General features: G+C 73.2%; 12 protein-coding genes. 8 read left to right on the top strand and 4 right to left on the bottom strand.

All coding sequences use genetic code 11. From position 1 onward, the window contains the following. From QI554_RS29010 to QI554_RS29000, 3 genes are all read right to left on the bottom strand, one after another. Window positions 1–1,176 (bottom strand): ABC transporter ATP-binding protein, encoded by a 1,176-nt coding sequence (locus QI554_RS29010; RefSeq protein ID WP_281473900.1) that lies wholly within the window; start codon window positions 1,174–1,176, stop codon window positions 1–3. Then, window positions 1,166–2,248 carry an ABC transporter permease gene (locus QI554_RS29005; RefSeq protein ID WP_281473898.1) on the bottom strand — a complete coding sequence of 361 codons (1,083 nt, stop codon included), beginning with the start codon at window positions 2,246–2,248 and terminating at the stop codon, window positions 1,166–1,168. Before QI554_RS29005 ends, QI554_RS29010 begins: the two co-directional genes overlap by 11 nt. Before the next feature lie 243 nt (window positions 2,249–2,491). Continuing rightward, window positions 2,492–3,643, bottom strand: coding sequence for a glycosyltransferase family 4 protein (locus tag QI554_RS29000; RefSeq protein WP_281473895.1), 1,152 nt, complete (start codon window positions 3,641–3,643; stop codon window positions 2,492–2,494). Between the two features lie 196 nt (window positions 3,644–3,839). Between QI554_RS29000 and QI554_RS28995 the strand changes: the two genes are divergently transcribed. The 6 genes from QI554_RS28995 to QI554_RS28970 all read left to right on the top strand — a co-directional run bounded on the left by QI554_RS28995 (window position 3,840) and on the right by QI554_RS28970 (window position 12,226). Then, entirely contained in the window at window positions 3,840–4,994 is a 1,155-nt protein-coding gene (locus QI554_RS28995) for a glycosyltransferase (RefSeq protein WP_281473893.1), read from the top strand. Window positions 4,995–5,135: 141 nt separating this feature from the next. Further along, window positions 5,136–7,148, top strand: a complete 2,013-nt coding sequence (locus QI554_RS28990; protein WP_281473891.1) for a tyrosine-protein kinase domain-containing protein — start codon at window positions 5,136–5,138, stop codon at window positions 7,146–7,148. After that, window positions 7,145–8,395 carry a glycosyltransferase gene (locus QI554_RS28985; RefSeq protein ID WP_281473876.1) on the top strand — a complete coding sequence of 417 codons (1,251 nt, stop codon included), beginning with the start codon at window positions 7,145–7,147 and terminating at the stop codon, window positions 8,393–8,395. Before QI554_RS28990 ends, QI554_RS28985 begins: the two co-directional genes overlap by 4 nt. Next, window positions 8,392–9,576 (top strand): GNAT family N-acetyltransferase, encoded by a 1,185-nt coding sequence (locus QI554_RS28980; RefSeq protein ID WP_281473874.1) that lies wholly within the window; start codon window positions 8,392–8,394, stop codon window positions 9,574–9,576. The genes QI554_RS28985 and QI554_RS28980 overlap by 4 nt, the downstream gene beginning before the upstream one ends. Beyond that, window positions 9,573–11,048, top strand: coding sequence for a hypothetical protein (locus QI554_RS28975; RefSeq protein WP_281473872.1), 1,476 nt, complete (start codon window positions 9,573–9,575; stop codon window positions 11,046–11,048). Before QI554_RS28980 ends, QI554_RS28975 begins: the two co-directional genes overlap by 4 nt. Next, window positions 11,039–12,226: a DegT/DnrJ/EryC1/StrS family aminotransferase gene (locus QI554_RS28970; RefSeq protein WP_281473871.1), complete on the top strand. Its 1,188-nt coding sequence runs from the start codon at window positions 11,039–11,041 to the stop codon at window positions 12,224–12,226. Before QI554_RS28975 ends, QI554_RS28970 begins: the two co-directional genes overlap by 10 nt. A gap of 148 nt (window positions 12,227–12,374) precedes the next feature. Here QI554_RS28970 and QI554_RS28965 read toward each other — a convergent pair whose 3' ends face one another. Further along, window positions 12,375–13,409: an ADP-ribosylglycohydrolase family protein gene (locus QI554_RS28965; RefSeq protein WP_281473869.1), complete on the bottom strand. Its 1,035-nt coding sequence runs from the start codon at window positions 13,407–13,409 to the stop codon at window positions 12,375–12,377. A gap of 299 nt (window positions 13,410–13,708) precedes the next feature. On the opposite strand from QI554_RS28965, the gene QI554_RS28960 reads away from it, so the two are divergent. Together QI554_RS28960 and QI554_RS28955 are read left to right on the top strand one after the other, a co-directional pair. Next, window positions 13,709–14,302, top strand: a complete 594-nt coding sequence (locus QI554_RS28960; protein ID WP_281473867.1) for a DUF6643 family protein — start codon at window positions 13,709–13,711, stop codon at window positions 14,300–14,302. A 376-nt stretch (window positions 14,303–14,678) separates the two neighbouring features. After that, window positions 14,679–15,896, top strand: coding sequence for a beta-ketoacyl-[acyl-carrier-protein] synthase family protein (locus QI554_RS28955; protein ID WP_281473865.1), 1,218 nt, complete (start codon window positions 14,679–14,681; stop codon window positions 15,894–15,896). Window positions 15,897–15,932: the final 36 nt, after the last annotated feature.

Raw genomic sequence — 15,932 nt, 5'->3', positions numbered from 1 at the left:
TCAGGACTCCCAGACGTGGTCCACGTACACCGGCGCGGCCATGACCACGGCGCGCGGCGGGGTGTCGAGGTCCGGGCCGGCGACGTCGAACTGTTTGGCCGGCGCCCACGACATGAGCGGGTGGCCGTCGCGGTCGTAGATGCCGACCCACAGGGCGTAGCGGCCGCGCGGCAGCGGCAGTTGGCCGATGGTGCAGCGGGACTGGTTGCCCGCCCAGCCGAGGTAGATGTCGCGCCGCGCGGTGAACACCGGGCTCGCGGTGCCCTCGGTGACGCCGATGTGCAGCACGGCCGGGCCGGTGCGCTCGGTCTGGAAGTCGAGGTCGACGACCATGGGTGCGCTGGTGGTGACGCCCGGGGTCTCGCCGCCCCGGATGTCGCAGTACGTCATGTGGACCGGCTCGTCGGTCCGCACCCGCAGCCCGGTCTCCGCCTCGACGCTGTCGCGGTAGCCGCGCAGCGCGGCGCGGATCGGGCCGTCGGCGCGGATGTCGCCCTGTTCGAGCCAGATGCCGCGGGTGCAGATCGACTCGACGGACGCGAGGTCGTGCGACACCAGCACGAGCGTGGTGCCCTGCTCGAGGACGGCGCGCATGCGGTCGAGGCACTTCTGCTGGAACAGCGCGTCGCCGACCGCGAGGACCTCGTCGACGAGCAGCACGTCGGGCTCGAGGAACGCGGCGACCGCGAAGCCGAGCCGCATCTGCATGCCGGACGAGTACCACTTGACCTGCCGGTCGATCGCGGTGCCCAGCTCGGCGAAGTCCACGATGTCGTCGAACCGCGCGGCCACCTCGGCCCGCTTGAGGCCGAGCAGCGAGCCGTACAGGTAGGCGTTCTCACGGCCCGTCAGGTCGGGGTGGATGCCGGCGCGGACCTCGATGAGCGCGCCGATGCGGCCGCGGACGTCGATGGTCCCCGCGTACGGGTACATGACGCCGGTCAGCATCTTGAGCAGCGTCGACTTGCCGGATCCGTTCGAGCCGATGAGGCCGACCGCCTCGCCCGGCTGGATCTGGAAGTCGATGTCGCGCAACGCCCAGCGCCAGTCCGCCGCGTCGCGCCGCGTGATCTTGCGGACCATCCGGCCGAGGTTGTCGCGCAGCAGCATGCGGCGGCTGTCGGCGCGGAACCGCTTCCAGAGGTGGTTGGCCTCGATGCTCCCGTTAGGCAACATCCGCGATCCCCGTTTCGAGCTTCTTGAACACCCGGTAGCCGACGAGCAGCATCAGCGTGGCCGAGGCGGCCGCGACGCCGGTGAGCTTCCAGTCGGGCATCTGGCCGTACAGGATGGTGCGCCGGTAGCCGTCGATGACGGCGGCCAGCGGGTTGGCGGCGACGTACGGGACCAGCCACTCCTTGGTGATCTGGTCGAGGCCGTACGCGACCGGGGTGGCGAACATGCCCATCTGCATCAGCAGCGGCAGCATGTGCCGGATGTCTCTGAAGTAGACGACGGACGCCGACAGCAGCAGCGCCGCCCCCATCGCGACCTCGATCTGGATCACGAGGAACAGCGGTGCGACGTACACGGTGTGCGCGGGCAGCTGCGTGTAGACGCCGAACAGCACGACCAGCACGATCGTGGCGATCATCATGTCGAACAGCGCGACGATGATGGTGGCCAGCGGGAAGACCTCACGCGGGCAGTAGACCTTGTTGAGCAGCGGGCCGTTGGACACGATCGCGCTCGCGCCCTGGGTGACCGCCGCCATGAAGAACGTCCAGCCGAGCAGGCCGACGTAGCTGAACAGCGGGTACGGCGCACCGTGCGAGCGGGCGATCTTGCTGACGTCGCCGACGCGTTGGAACACGACGGTGAAGACCAGCATCAGCATGACCGGAGTCAGGATCGCCCACGCGAAGCCGAGCACCGCCTGCTTGTAGCGGGCCCGCAGGTCGCGTTCGGCAAGGGTGCGGACGAGCTCCCGGGCGTGCCACAGCTCGCGGACGCCGCGCAGCAGGCCGACCTTGCGCTTGAAGCGCAGCTCGGGCGGCGGCGCGTCCGGGATGTCGGTGCGCGGCTGGATGACGGCGGACGCGTGTGCGCCGAAGTTGCGCGGCGGCGTCCCCCCAGGCGCCGCGCCGCGGCCGCCTTGCTGCCCGGCCTGCGGCCTGCCCTGCCCGTTCGGCCCGGCGGGGCGTGTCTCCTCGACCGCCGGCCCCGGCCTGGCGTGCCGTCCGCCGCGCGGTGCCGCCGTCGGCGCGGCCGTGCCGAAGCCCTGGCCGACCGCCGGTGCGGGCCCCACGCCCGCGCCCGGCGCGTGATGGTGTGTCTGACCGTTCATCTGGGTGTGCGGCCACGCGCCTTCGCCGCGCGCGCCGACAGACCCCCCCACAGCGTCCCCCACGGACTCCCCCTCCCTGGCCCGCCGACAACTCTGGCACATGGCTCAGCGCCGCGAACGCGAATCACTCGTATGAGATCAACCGGATGTTCGTGGGCATACGTATTCGGACCCCCGCCCGAACTCCCCCAACCCACTCCCCTGTTACGCCCTGTCTACCATCCCTGCGGGTCCCGCGAGGGCGTCCAGGAGATCTTGCCAGGCGTCCACCACGCCATCCATCGCGTAGGTCGCGAGGCAGTGGTCGTACGCGCGGTCGCCCAAGGCGGCGCGGTCGGCCAGCACCCGGTCCAGGGCCGCGGCGATCGCTACAGGGTCGTTCGGCGGGGCCAACGCGCCCGTCTCGCCGTCGAGGACCACGTCGCGCACGAACCCCACATCCGTGGCGACCGCCGGGATCCCCGACAGTCCGGCCTCGACCAGCACGCCCGGCACGCCTTCGCTGTCGCTGGTCAGCAACAGCGCGTCGGCGGCGCGGTACACCCGTCCCGGATCGGCGACGGTCCCCAGGAACCGTACGCGGTCCGGCGCGAGTTCGTCGGCGATCCGCGACAACCGGTCACGCTCCGTACCGTCGCCGGCGACGAGCAGGAGCCTTTCTCCGACCGGAAGTTGACGGCCGGAAGCGGAACGCGCGACCGAATTTCCGGTTGGCCCGTCGACGCGTTCGCCGGCGGATGCCGCGGCGCGCCGGGCGAAGGCCCGGACGGCGAGGTCGACGCGTTTCTCGGGGCCGAGCGCGCCCACGACCGCGACGACTTCGGCGTCCTGGTCGATGCCGAGCTCCTTGCGCGCCGAGGCCCGCGACTCGGCGTCGACGCGCGGGAACGCCTCCGGACGGCGGCCGTTCGGGATCGCCCGCACACGCGCCGACGGCAGCCCGTAGCGGGCCACGAGCAGGTCGCGGCCCTGCGGCGACACGGACGCGACGGCCGCCGCGCGGCGCAGCATGAAGCCGACGCGCGCCCGGCGGGCCGGAGTGGCCGCCCAGTGCCGCGGGTCGCCGATGTTCACGTACACGAACGGCACGCGCGTGGGCGCGAGCGCGAGGGCGCAGGCCGGGAGCGTCGAGGAGCCGTGCGCGACGACGACGCGCGCCCGGCGCGCGCGCCGGTACAGGGCGCGCAGGGTCGCGGGTGCCAGGCGGCCGGATCCGAGCGCCGGGACGTCGAGCGGATCCTCCGCCCCGGTGCCCGCGAGCGCGACGACCGACGAGTCCGCACCGCGGGCGAGCAACTCGCGGTGCAGGTCGACGGCGAACGTCTGGGCCCCGCGGCGGCGCGGGTCGGTGATCACGTGCAGCACCCCGGACCGGGGTGGTGTGCGGCGCATAAGAAGGCAGGTTGTCACACATCCCGCTGCGCGGAGGCGGTTCTGATGACATGCTCATGCCGGGGACCGTCGTCGGGGAGTGCGGCGGTCGCACTCGGGGTCGAACTCGGGGTGGTACCGGGGCGCGCGTGGGACGCGCACCGGGGAGACATTGGGGGTTGTGCCCGTGCACGTGTTGCACGTGATCGACAGCGTCGACCGGGCCGGGGGGGCCGAACAGGCGCTCGCCGTGACGGCTTCGCACCTGATCCGGCGCGGCGTCGAGCTGGACGTCGCGTATCTGCTCGACATGGACGGTTTCCAGCCGGAACTCGACGCCGCAGGGGTCGCGCTCTTCGGCGTGCACCGCGACTCGCGCGCCGGTTCGGCCGCCGGGCTGCGCCGGGTGATCCGCGACCGGCGCCCCGACCTGGTGCACACGACGCTGTTCGAGGCGGACGTCGCGGGACGCGCGGCCGCCGTGGCGTGCCGTGTCCCGGTGGTGTCCAGCCTGGTCAACTCGGCCTACGGCCCCGAGCAGTTCGCCTCGCCCACGCTGCGCCCCTGGAAGCTGCGAGCGGCGCAGGGGCTCGACGCGGCGACCGCGCGCGGTGTGCGCCGGTTCCACGCGCTGACCGAGCACGTCGCGGACGTCATGGCGCGCCGGTTGGCGGTGCGTCGCTCGCTGATCGACGTCGTGCCGCGCGGCCGCGACCCCGAACTGCTGTCCGCGGCCCGCACGCGGCGCGCTGTGGTGCGCGACGAACTCGGCCTGGCGGCGGACACTCCGATGCTGCTGGCCGCGGCGCGGCAGGAGTACCAGAAGGGCCTCGACGTCCTGATCGAGGCGTACGGCGAGGTCCGCAAGGCGGTCCCGGAGGCCGTGCTCGTGCTGGCCGGCCCGTCCGGCAAGGAAACGGAACGGTTGCGCGCCGCCGCGGAGGCGGTCGGCGGCGAGGAGTGCGTGCGCTTCCTCGGGGAGCGCACCGACGTCCCGGAACTGATGGGTGCCGCCGACGTGTTCGTGCTGTCCTCCCGCTGGGAGGGGCTGGGCAGCGTGGTCATCGAGGCGATGGGCTGCGGGACCCCGGTGGTGACCACCGACCTGCCGCCGGTGCGCGAGATCGTGGGCTCGGACGCCTGCGCCGCGCTGGTGCCGGTCGAGGACGCGCCCGCGCTGGCCGCCGCGCTCACCGCGGCGCTGACCGACCGCCCCGCCGCCGAGGCCCGCGCGGAGGCCGCGTTGGCGCGCTTCACGGACACGTTCACCGTCGACCGGGTTTGCGACCGAATGGTCGACTTCTACGCACGCGCACGGGCAGGTAAGCGCAAGTGACCCACCAGTACCGCGAAAACCTCCACAGTTCCGGCACACCAGCGCGCCACCCCGGCGACCGCGAGCAACTACCGTTGACCTGCCGCGGGAACACGCCGTGCCCGTCCGCTCACTCCTTGACCGCGAACCGGAGGGGGACCGGTGGAGACCTCTAGCTACTTCTCCGTCCTGCAGCGCCGCTGGAAGCTCGTGCTGGCGTGCCTGGCGGTGGGGTTGATCGCCGGTTTCATGCTCACGCCGAAGAACCCCAAGGCGGTGGGGAACCAGTGGAGCAGCACCATCGACCTGGTGAAGGCCCCCGAGTCGATGGACAACGAGCAGTTCAGCCTCATGCAGGTGAAGCTGGTCTCGGAGTCGGGCGACGTCGCCAAGGACGTCGGCACCAAGACCCACCAGGACCCCGCGCTGATCGGCGCGCGTGTGAACATCGGCGTCGACACGCAGGCGGGCACCCTCTCGGTCACCGCCAAGGGTGCCTCGAAGAACGACGCCGAGCTGCTGGCCCGCACCTGGGCGGAGTCCCTGCGGGACGCGTTCGCCGCGAAGACCCGCGCGAATTTCCAGCAGAGCGCGGACGGCGTCAAGCCGGAGATGCAGAAGGCCGAGGCGGACATCGCCGCGCTGCAGAAGCAGGTCGACCAGCTCCCCGAGGCCAAGCGCGCTACCAGCACTCAACTGGCCAACCTGAACGCCAAGTTGGACAGCTACAACAAGCTCGTCAAGAACTACGAGAAGTGGTCGTCGTCGGTCAACGACCCCAAGGTGCTCGTGCAGGACAACATGCGCAGCACCCCTCAGGCCGCCACCAGCATCCTCGCGCCGACTTCGCGCCCGCTGCGGCTCGCGCTCGCCGCCGCGCTCGGCCTCGCGCTCGGTCTGGTCGCCGCGCTGATGGTCGACCGGATGGACATGCGGCTGCGGAGCCGGATGCAGGTCGAGGACGCGTTCGGGATGCCGGTCATCGCCGAAGTGCCGGTCGCGTCCCGGCGCATGCGGGCCGGGCACGCGGTGCTCGTCGCGGCGCGTCCTGACAGCCCGGTGGCGGAGGCGTACCGCGCGCTGCGGTCGGCGCTGCTGCTCTCCGGCCCGCCCGGGCTGGCGTTCCGGCTCGGCGAGGCGCCGCGCACCGGACGCACGTCGTCGCTGCCGGCCCGGCAGTTCACCGACCCGGCGCCGGTCATCCTGGTGGTGTCGCCCAAGCCCGGCGACGGCCGCACCAGCACGGTCGCCAACCTGGCCGCGGCACTCGCCGAGGCCGGCCGCTCGGTGCTCGTCCTCGACTGCGACTTCCGCAACCCGGAGACGCACCTGTACCTGGGCGCGAAGCCCGGCACGGGGCTGTCCGAACTGCTGCTGTCCGAGCGGGAGACCGACCTGGTGCACGTCATCCGGTCGACCGAGATCCCGCACGTGAAGGTCATCACCGGCGGTGCGCCGACCAGTTACCCGGCCGCGCTGCTGCTGCGGGTCGGCGACGTCATCGCCCGCGCGCGGCACCACGCCGACGTCGTACTGCTCGACAGCGCGCCGCTGCTGTTCGCCAACGACACCAACGACCTGATCCAGCACTCCGACGCGATGCTGGTGGTCACGCGCAGCGGCAACCTGACGCCCGACCAGGCGTCGCGGGTCTCCGAACTCCTCACCCGCACCGGCGTTCCGGTGGCCGGCATCGCGCTGATCGGCACCGACCCGTCGACGGTCGGCGTGCGCGGCCGGGGCTTGGGCGGGCTCGCCGTGCCGGGCTCGGGCCTGATCCTGCGCGGCCGCGGCGGCGCGGCGGCGCTGGAGGCGGCGGACGACGGCCAGCGCTCCGCCCCGAGTTGGGCACGCCGCGAGATCGGCGACGGCTCGGCCCCGCCCGCGGTGGTCCGCCCCGGCGGCGGCGAGGACGACGACCTGCCGCGGGGCTCGCAGCCCGCCGACCCGGACTCGTTCATGCACACCGCCGAGCTGCGCACGATCAGCGTCCGCCCGGGCGAGCCGCGCGGCGGCTTCCCGTCGCCGGCGTCGGACGACGACAGCCGCTTCGAGCGCCCGCAGAACAGCTACGGCGGCGGCTTCCTGGACGACGACCCGGCCGACCACGGCCACTTCGGCCGCCCCGGCGGGCGCCAGGGCGGCGGCAGGTCGGACTCCGAGGGCCGCCCGTGACGGCGGAGGAGGGCGCCGGGGCCACGCGGCCCGACCCGTCCTCTTCCCTCTCCCCCGCTCCAGGGCCTGGCGCGGTGCCGCCCGAGAAGGTGCGCGTCCTGTGGCTCACCAAGGGCCTCGGGCGGGGCGGGGCCGAGCAACTCCTCGTCAACTGCGCCCGGCACGTGGACCGGGAGCGGTACGAGGTCGAGGTCGCCTACGTGCTGCCGTGGAAGGACGCCCTCGTCCCCGCGCTGCGGGACGCCGGGGTGACCGTGCACTGCCTCGGCGACCGGGCCGGGCAGGCCGCGGGTGACGCCGCCGAACTCGACACGGCGCCCGAACACGCGGACCGGACGTGGCCGTTGCGGCTGCGCCGGCTCGTCGCGGCGCGCGGGTACGACCTGGTGCACACGCACATGCCCGTGCCCGCGGTCGCCGCGCGCATGCTGGTGCGGCGCGGGGTCGTGCTCGTCCACACCGAGCACAACCTGTGGCACCGGTACCGCGCGCCCACGCGGCTGGCGAACGCCTGGACGTACCGCCGCAACGCCGCGGTCATCGCCGTCTCGCAGGCGGTGGCGCGCACCGTCGACCCGGCGCGGCTGCCGCGCACCCGGGCCGGCGTCGAGCCGCTGCGCGTCGTGTACCACGGACCCGACCTCGGGGGCGCGGTACCGGGCGCCGGCGGCCGGGAGCGGGCGCGCAGGCTGCTCGACCTGGACCCGGACGCCTTCACGTACGGCGTGGTCGCGAACTTCACGCCGAAAAAGGACCACACGGGCCTGTTGGAGGCGCACGCACTGCTGCGCGCGTCCGAACCCCACGCCACACTGGTACTGATCGGCCTGGGCCCGTTGGAGGCGACGCTGCGCGAGCGGGCGTCGCGCCCGGACCTGGCCGGTTCGGTGGTGTTCACCGGCTCCCGCGGCGACGTACCGGAACTGCTGCCCGCGTTCGACGTGTTCGCGCTCGGCTCCCGTCAGGAGGGGCTGCCGGTCGCGCTCATGGAGGCGATGGCCAGCGGACTCCCGGTGGTGGTCACGGACGTCGGCGGCATGCCGGAGATCGTGACGGACGGCGTGGAGGGTCGGGTCGTCCCGCCGGGCGACCCCGCGGCGTTGGCCGCGGCGCTGACCGAGGCGGCGGCGGACCCGGCGCGGCGCCGGGCGTGGGGCAAGGCGGCGCAGCTGCGTTCGGAGACGTTCGACGTCGCCGCGGCGCAGGCGCGGATCGAGGACGTGTACCGGGAGGTACTGGCGCGATGACGAGCGCGGGCGAAGGCGGCTTCCACCTTCGGGAGTTGGCGAAGGACGACGATCCGCAGGTGCTGGCGCTGCTCGAGGCCGCGCTGGCCGGCGGGCCGACGGGCGAGCGCACGCAGGCGTTCTTCGACTGGAAGCACCGGGACAACCCGTTCGGTGCGAGCCCGGGCCTGGTCGCCGAGGACGCGGACGGCCGGATCGTCGCCGTACGGCTGTTCCTGCGCTGGGAGTTCGTGCACCAGGGCGAGGTCGTGCGGGCGGTGCGGGCGGTGGACACCGCGACGCACCCGGCGGCGCAGGGCCGCGGCCTGTTCAAGAAGCTCACGTCGGAGCTCCTCGATCGGCTGTCGGCCGACACGGACCTGGTGTTCAACACGCCGAACGCCAACAGCCTGCCGGGCTATCTGAAGATGGGCTGGCGCGAGGTCGGCAAGGTGCCGGTGTCGCTGCACCCGATCCGGCCGATCGCGTTCGCGAAGGGGCTGCGCGAACTGCGCGGCGGCGAGCCGGACAAGCCGCGCTCGGACGCGGGTTCGGACGGTTTCGGGCGGCGCGGCGCGGTGAGCAGCTCGTACGCGGGCGGGCGGGACACCTCCCTGCTGCCGCCGTTGCCCGACGCGGCGGCCTCACGGGCGGACGGCGCGGAGATCCGCTGCCGGTTCCCGACCGCGCGGCAGTTCTTCGCCGACCCGGTGGCCACGAACGGCCTCGCCGAGCTGATCGGCGACGCGGACTCGGCGGACGCGGCGCTGTGGCCGGACCGGCTGCGGACCCGGCCGACGGACGCGTACCTGCGCTGGCGGTACGGCGAGGCGCCCGGCCTCGACTACCGCGTGGTGGCGGCGTACCGGCGCGGCGTGCTGGACGGCGTGGCGTTCGGCCGGCCGCGGATGCGCGGCCCGTTGGCCGAGTTCACGCTGTCGCAGCTGCTGATCCGCCCCGGCGACCGGCTCACCGCGCGGCGGCTGCTGTCGGCGGCCGGCCTGTCCGGCTGCGACCACGTGGCCACCCACCTGACGCCCGGCTCGGACGCGGCGCGCGCCGCCCGCTACGCCGGTTACGCGGTGCCGCCGCGCACGGGCATGCTGCTCGTCGCCCGACCGCTGCGGCCGCTCCCGTACGACCTGGACCCGTACACCCTGAACTCCTGGCATCTGGCCCTGGGTGACCTGGAGGTCTTTTGATCGGGTCGGCGCTGCCGCGCCTCCCCTCCGTGCCGTGGGCGGGGGTGGCCGCGACCGGGGTCGTCGGGTTCTACGTGGCGGCGTTCGCGTGGTCGATGGAGCACCGCGCGTACGACATGTGGGGCGCGCTGATCGTGTTCCCGCTGCTGCTCACCCTCAGCATCCCGATCCTCGAGCGGCTGACCCGGGACGACGACGTCTGGGTGCAGAAGCTCGTCGTGTGGGCGCTGGTCGCCAAGCTGGTGGCGTCGTTCGCGCGGTACTGGATGGCGTTCGTGCTGTACGGCGGCAACGCGGACGCGGCCACCTACGACCTCGTGGGCCGCGACCTGGCGGTGCACTTCCGGGACGGCGACTTCACGGTGGACATCCACCGGAAGGTGATCGGCACCGGCTTCATCATGATCATCACGGGGATCGTGTACGCGTTCGTGGGCCAGTCGATCCTGTCCGGGTACCTGGTGTACTCGTGGTTCGGGTTCTGGGGCCTGTTCCTGTGCTACCGGGCGTTCTGCATCGCCTATCCGGACGGTGACCGCAAGCGCTACGGGAAGCTGGTGTTCTTCCTGCCGTCGCTGTTGTTCTGGCCGTCCGGCATCGGCAAAGAACCATGGATGATGCTGTCGCTCGGCATGTGCGCGTACGGGTGCGCGCTGCTGCTCGTGCGGCGACGCGGCGCGTACCTGTTGCTGCTGCTCGGCATGACGGGCACGACGATGGTGCGGCCGCACGTGACGGTGCTGATCATGTGCGGGCTGATCGTGGGGTACCTGCTCCGCACGCGCCCGCAACAGGTGTCCGCGCTGGGGCCGTTGCGCGCGGGGTTCGGCGCGGTCGTGCTGGGGGTGGGCGCGGTGGTCGCGCTCAAGCAGGTCGGCAAGTTCTTCGGGACGGCCGACCTGAGCGCGGGTTCCGCGACCGAGGTGGTCAACCGCACGCAGACGCTGACGTCGCAGGGCGGTTCGGCGCAGCAGACGGCGGAGCAGTCGAGCGCGATCGACCCGGCGCACCTGCCGCAGTCGCTGATGACCGTGCTGTTCCGCCCGTTCCCCTTCGAAGCGCACAACCTGCAGGCGCTGTTGGCGTCGTTCGAAGGCGTGTTCCTGCTGGCGCTCATGGTGACGTCGATGGCGCGGCTGAAGAAGATGCCGACGCTGTTGGTGCGACGGCCGTACATGGCTTTCGCGCTGGCGTATGTGCTGGTGTTCGCGATGGCGTTCGCGAACATCAAGAACTTCGGGATCCTGACGCGGGAACGGGTGCAGGTGTTCCCGTTCGTGCTGATCCTCCTCGCGGTGTCCAAACCCGAGGCGCCGGACGGGCCGACGCCCAAACGGCGCCGCCGGGTTCCGGCCAAACCGCGGGGCACGGCGGGTGTCGTGCCCGTGGGTGGGGCAAGTGGTGGGGCAGGTTCGAGTCCGGCCGGGACGGGGATCCCGGCCGCAGGGAGGGGGGATCCGCAATGGCGGTGACAACGGGCGAGGCCGGGCTTCCGGCGGCCCTGGGGGGTACGGCGGCGTTCCCGGAGGGGCTGCCGCTGACGCGCGTCGAGGTGCCGGACCGGGAGGAGCTGACGCGGCGCTTCGACGCCGTGCTGGACAGCGGCCAGCTGACCAACGGCACGACGGTGCGCGAACTCGAGGAGGCCGCAGCTGAGTTCCTCGACGTGCCGCACGTCGTGGCGGTGGCGAACTGCACCAGCGGACTGATGCTGGCGCTCCAGGCCTTCGGGGTCGCGGGCACGCGCGTCGTGATGCCGAGCTTCACGTTCTCCGCGACCGCGCACGCGGCGCACTGGGCGGGCGGCACACCGGTGTTCGCCGAGATCGAGCGGGACACGCTCACCCTCGACCCCGCGGACGCCGAGGCGGCGCTGGCACCGGGGGTCGGGGCGCTGATGGCGACGCACGTGTACGGCACGCCGTGCCGCGTCGAGGAGCTGCAGAAGATCGCCGACGAGGCCGGCGTACCGCTGCTGTACGACGCGGCGCACGGCCTCGGCAGCCGCCGCGCCGGCCGGCCGATCGGCGGGTTCGGCTCGGCGGAGGTCTTCAGCCTGAGCCCGACCAAGGTCGTGGTCGCGGCCGAGGGCGGCCTGGTGGCCACGCACGACGAGGCGCTCGCCGAGGCGGTCCGCCTCGGGCGCGGCTACGGCAACCCGGGCGACTACGACTGCGTCTTCCCGGGCCTCAACGCCCGCATGTCCGAACTCCACGCGGCCCTGGCCCTGGTGTCGCTCCGTTCGCTGCCGGAACGCATCGCCCACCGCACCGCGCTGGTCGGGGCGTTCGCGTCCCGCGTGCAGGGCCTCCCGGGTCTGCGCCTCCCGGCGCTGGCGCCGGAGGACACCTCGACGTGGAAGGACCTGACGCTGATCCTGGACGCCGAGGCCTTCGGCTGCGGAGCGGTGGCCCTCGCCGACGCCCTGAAGGCCGAAGGCATCGACTCCCGCCGCTACTTCCACCCGGCGGTCCACCGGCAGAAGGCCTACGCCGACCTTCCGGAGAAGCGCGAGCTTCCGGTGACGGACGAGATGGCCGAACTGGTCCTGACGGTCCCACTGTGGTCCCACATGGACGAGGCCACGATCCTGAAGGTGGCCGACGCGGCGATCCGCATCCAGGCGCACGCCGACCAGTTGCCGAAGTAGTACCGACGAGGCGGCCGCGCACGGCTCCGACGCTGTGCGCGGCCGCCTCGCTCCACACCGGCCGGACCGCCCTCACTCGTCCAGCAGCCGCCACTCGGAGACCGGTGTTCGTCGGGTACGGCATCCGTCGGGGCGCGTAGGGCCCCGGTCAGGCGAGGGCCAGTCTGGCGACGGCGTAGGTGCGGCCTGCGAGGTCGGCGATGCGGCAGTCGCCGGCGTCGGGGACGGCGGTGCGGACTCGGTCGGTGGCGGCTTGGCGCCATTCGGCGGGGATGCCTTGGGTGCCGGCGAGGACGCCGGCCACCGAGCCGGCGGTGGCGGCGTCTACCGGGGTGTCCCAGCCGCCTTGGACGGTGAGGGTCAGGGTCGCGGTCCAGTCGCCCTCGCCCCACAGGAGGCCGGCGGCGATCAGGCAGGCGTTGCCGACGGTGTGGTGGGGGCCGTGGTGGCCGTGAGTGGCGTGGATTTCGTCTATGACGTCCTGCCAGGCGCGGCCGCGGGCGTGGGCGACGAGGACCTCGCACAGGGCCTCGAACAGCCGGGACTTGGAAGGGATGTGGCGCAGGGAGATCGCCACGGCCTCCGTCGCGTCGTGGGCGGTGAACGCCGCGGAGGTCAGCGCGGCGACCCACATCGCGCCGTAGAGGCCGCTGGCGGCGTGGGAGAGTTGCGCGTCCTTGCGGGCCAGCCGCGCGGCGCGGCGGGGGTCGCCGGGGGCGATGTAGCCGTAGAGGTCGGCCCGCGGGAGCGCGCCGTCGCCTTCCTGGTGGGCCTCGGGTGTCGGGATGCTCCCCGGGCGGGTGGTGCCCGGCGTCTGGGCGCCGTTCACGAGCATGCGGTAGGCCGCCCGCTCCGCGCCGCCCGGTCGGAGGAACGGCAGCGTGAGCAGCCACAGGGACGCCATCTGCTCGTGGGTGAAGCCCGGTCCGTAGGTCTCCAGCAGTCGGAGGGTCAGCACCGCGCGGTCGACGGCGTCGCAGCGTTCGAGCATCTCGCCGGGGTGCGCGAGCATGTGCGCGCCCGCGCAGCGGCCGAGCCAGCCGCCCTGGATCCGGTCGAGGAGTACGTCGTCGGGCGGCGGCGGGTCGGGCGGGCCGACCGGCGGCAGGCCGGCGTCGATCGCCTCGTCGCCGGCGGGCTCTCCTTCGTCGGCCGCGGACTGGCCGGTTCGTTCGGGTCGCACGTGGTTCTCCCCGTCCCTCCCCCGTCGGGCGGGCGATGCGTTACAAGTAACGGACGCCCTTGTCGGGTTGCCGACGGCCATCATGCTCCGTGTCGGCGATTATGGCCACAGTTCGGCGCACATCCGCACGCCGACGGCTCAATGGGAGCGAATCGGCCGAAGCCGACCGCCCGAAGTTACGCGGAGGTTGCGTGCTAGGGCGGTGCTCCGGGTCCTTGGCGTAAAACCAACGCGTACCCCGGAAATTCGACAGGCCGAAGGGGGTTCGCAACCGGCGCGGATCGCGTACCTTATCGGCCATGACCTCGGCTCGTGCCTTTGACGGCGGCATCTATTCGCCGTATTCGGAGACCCCGATCTACGACCGTCTGGTGGCCGAGCGAGGCCGCCCGGAGATCGGGCCCATGCATGTGCCCGCGCCGGACTTCTCGGGGCTCGGACACTACTCGCGCTTCGGCGACCGCCCGGCCCTGCCGGCGCTGCCCGCGCTCCCCTCGTCGTACTCGTCGTCCTCGTACGGCGGTTCGTCGTATTCGTCGTCGTCGTTCGGCGCCTCGTCGAGCAGCTACAGCGGTGCCCAGTACGGCAGTTCGTCGTACGGCAGCACCGGCTACAGCGCGCCGGGGTACGCCGCGGCGGCTCCGGCCGGGCCCGCGCCGCTGCCGTTCTCGCAGATCCCCACGCAGTCCGGCGGGTACGCGGCCCCGCAGCCGCAGGCGCCCGTGCAGGCGTTCTCCGGCGGCCAGCCGCTGCCGCAGGGCTACCGGCCCGCCCCGGGCGCGCCGCAGGGCTACCGGCCGGCGCCGGGCGCCCCTCAGCAGTACGTGCAGCAGGTTCCGCCGCCGCGTGTGGCGGGCCGTCCGGACCAGGGCGGGTTCCAGGACCGCTACTGATCCAACGCGCGCGGCGGCACTCGCCGCGCCACCGAATTCCCTCCGCGCCGCCCGGGTTTCCGCCCGGGCGGCGCGGTCGTTTTCCGGGCGTCTTCCGCGTCCGTTCCCAGGCGCCTTCCGGGTCCGTTCGCGGACGTCTTCCGTGTCCGTTCCGTGCGTGTTCCGGGTGTGTTCCGGTCCCCGGTTTTCGGCAGGCTATTTCGCCGGCCCGTCGCTGGGAAACACGTGAAACCTACAAAGCCGTCTGTGCGGACTCGGTTGATCACGACATCGGGTCATACGTATTTCCCCTGACAGAGTCGCAGGCAAGTCGATCTTCCCGGCCGGCACCGCCAGCCGGGGGGTTGTCACTTCGCCACAAGAGGGGGCTGAACTCATGTCTGTCGGCACCGACTTCGCGACCGTCACCGGACTCGGCGCTACGACGCCGTTGGGCGGCGACGTCGCCACCACATGGGCCGGGCTGCTGGCCGGCCGCAGCGGCGTCAGGGCACTCGACGCGGACTGGGCGGCGGGTCTGCCGGTCCGCATCGGCGGGCCGCTCGCCGTCGAACCCACCGACGTGCTGGACCGGGTCGCGGCACGCCGCCTGGACCGCTGCGAGCAGGTCGCGCTGATCGCCGCGCGCGAGGCGTGGGCCGACGCGGGCGCGCCCGACGTCGACCCGGAGCGGCTGGCCGTGGTCATCGGCACCGGCACCGGGGGCGCGCTGACCCTGCTCGGGCAGGACGACGTGCTGGAGCGCTCGGGTCCGCGGCGGGTCTCGCCGCACACGATGCCGATGGTGATGGCGAACGGCCCGGCCGCGTACGTGTCGATGGAGCTCGGCGCGCGGGCCGGTGCGCACACGCCCGTCAGCGCGTGCGCGTCGGGCGCGGAGGCCATCGCCTACGGTCTCGACCTGATCCGGCTCGGCCGCGCCGACGTCGTGGTCGCGGGCGGCGCGGAGGCATGCCTGGCGCCGCTGCCGCTGGCCGGCTTCGCGCAGGCGCAGGCGCTGTCCACGCGTAACGACGAACCCGCGCGCGCCTCGCGGCCGTTCGACGTCGAGCGCAACGGCTTCGTGATGGCCGAGGGCGCGGCCGTGGTGGTGCTGGAACGGGCCGGCTTCGCGAAGGCGCGCGGGGCCCGCCGGTACGCCTCGCTGGCCGGCGCCGGCGTCACCTCCGACGCGTACCACATCACGGCCGGCGCGCCGGAGGGCCAGGCCCGTGCCATCAACCGCGCGCTCGCCTCGGCCGGGCTCACACCGCAGGACATCGACCTGGTGCACGCCCATGCGACGTCCACCCCGCGCGGCGACCTCGCCGAGGCGGAGTCGGTCACGACGGCGATCGGCACCCACCCGGCGGTGACCGCGATCAAGTCGATGACCGGCCACCTGTGCGGCGCGGCAGGCGCGTTGGGCGCGGTCGCGACGATCCTGTCCCTCCACGAGGGCACGGCCCCCGCCACGCTGAACCTGGACAACCAGGCCCCCGAGGTGAAGCTCGACGTGATCACCGGCACCCCGCGCAGGTCCGCCTACACCGCCGCCCTGACCAACGCCTTCGGCTTCGGCGGCCACAACGCTGCCCTGGTCTTCACGGCCTGACGCGCGGCAGCCCCGCCCGGCACCGTGTGCGGGCGG

It is taken from the genome of Yinghuangia seranimata (genome assembly GCF_029953285.1).
GTDB lineage: Bacteria > Actinomycetota > Actinomycetes > Streptomycetales > Streptomycetaceae > Yinghuangia > Yinghuangia seranimata.
This window is presented reverse-complemented; position numbering and strand designations above follow the sequence as displayed.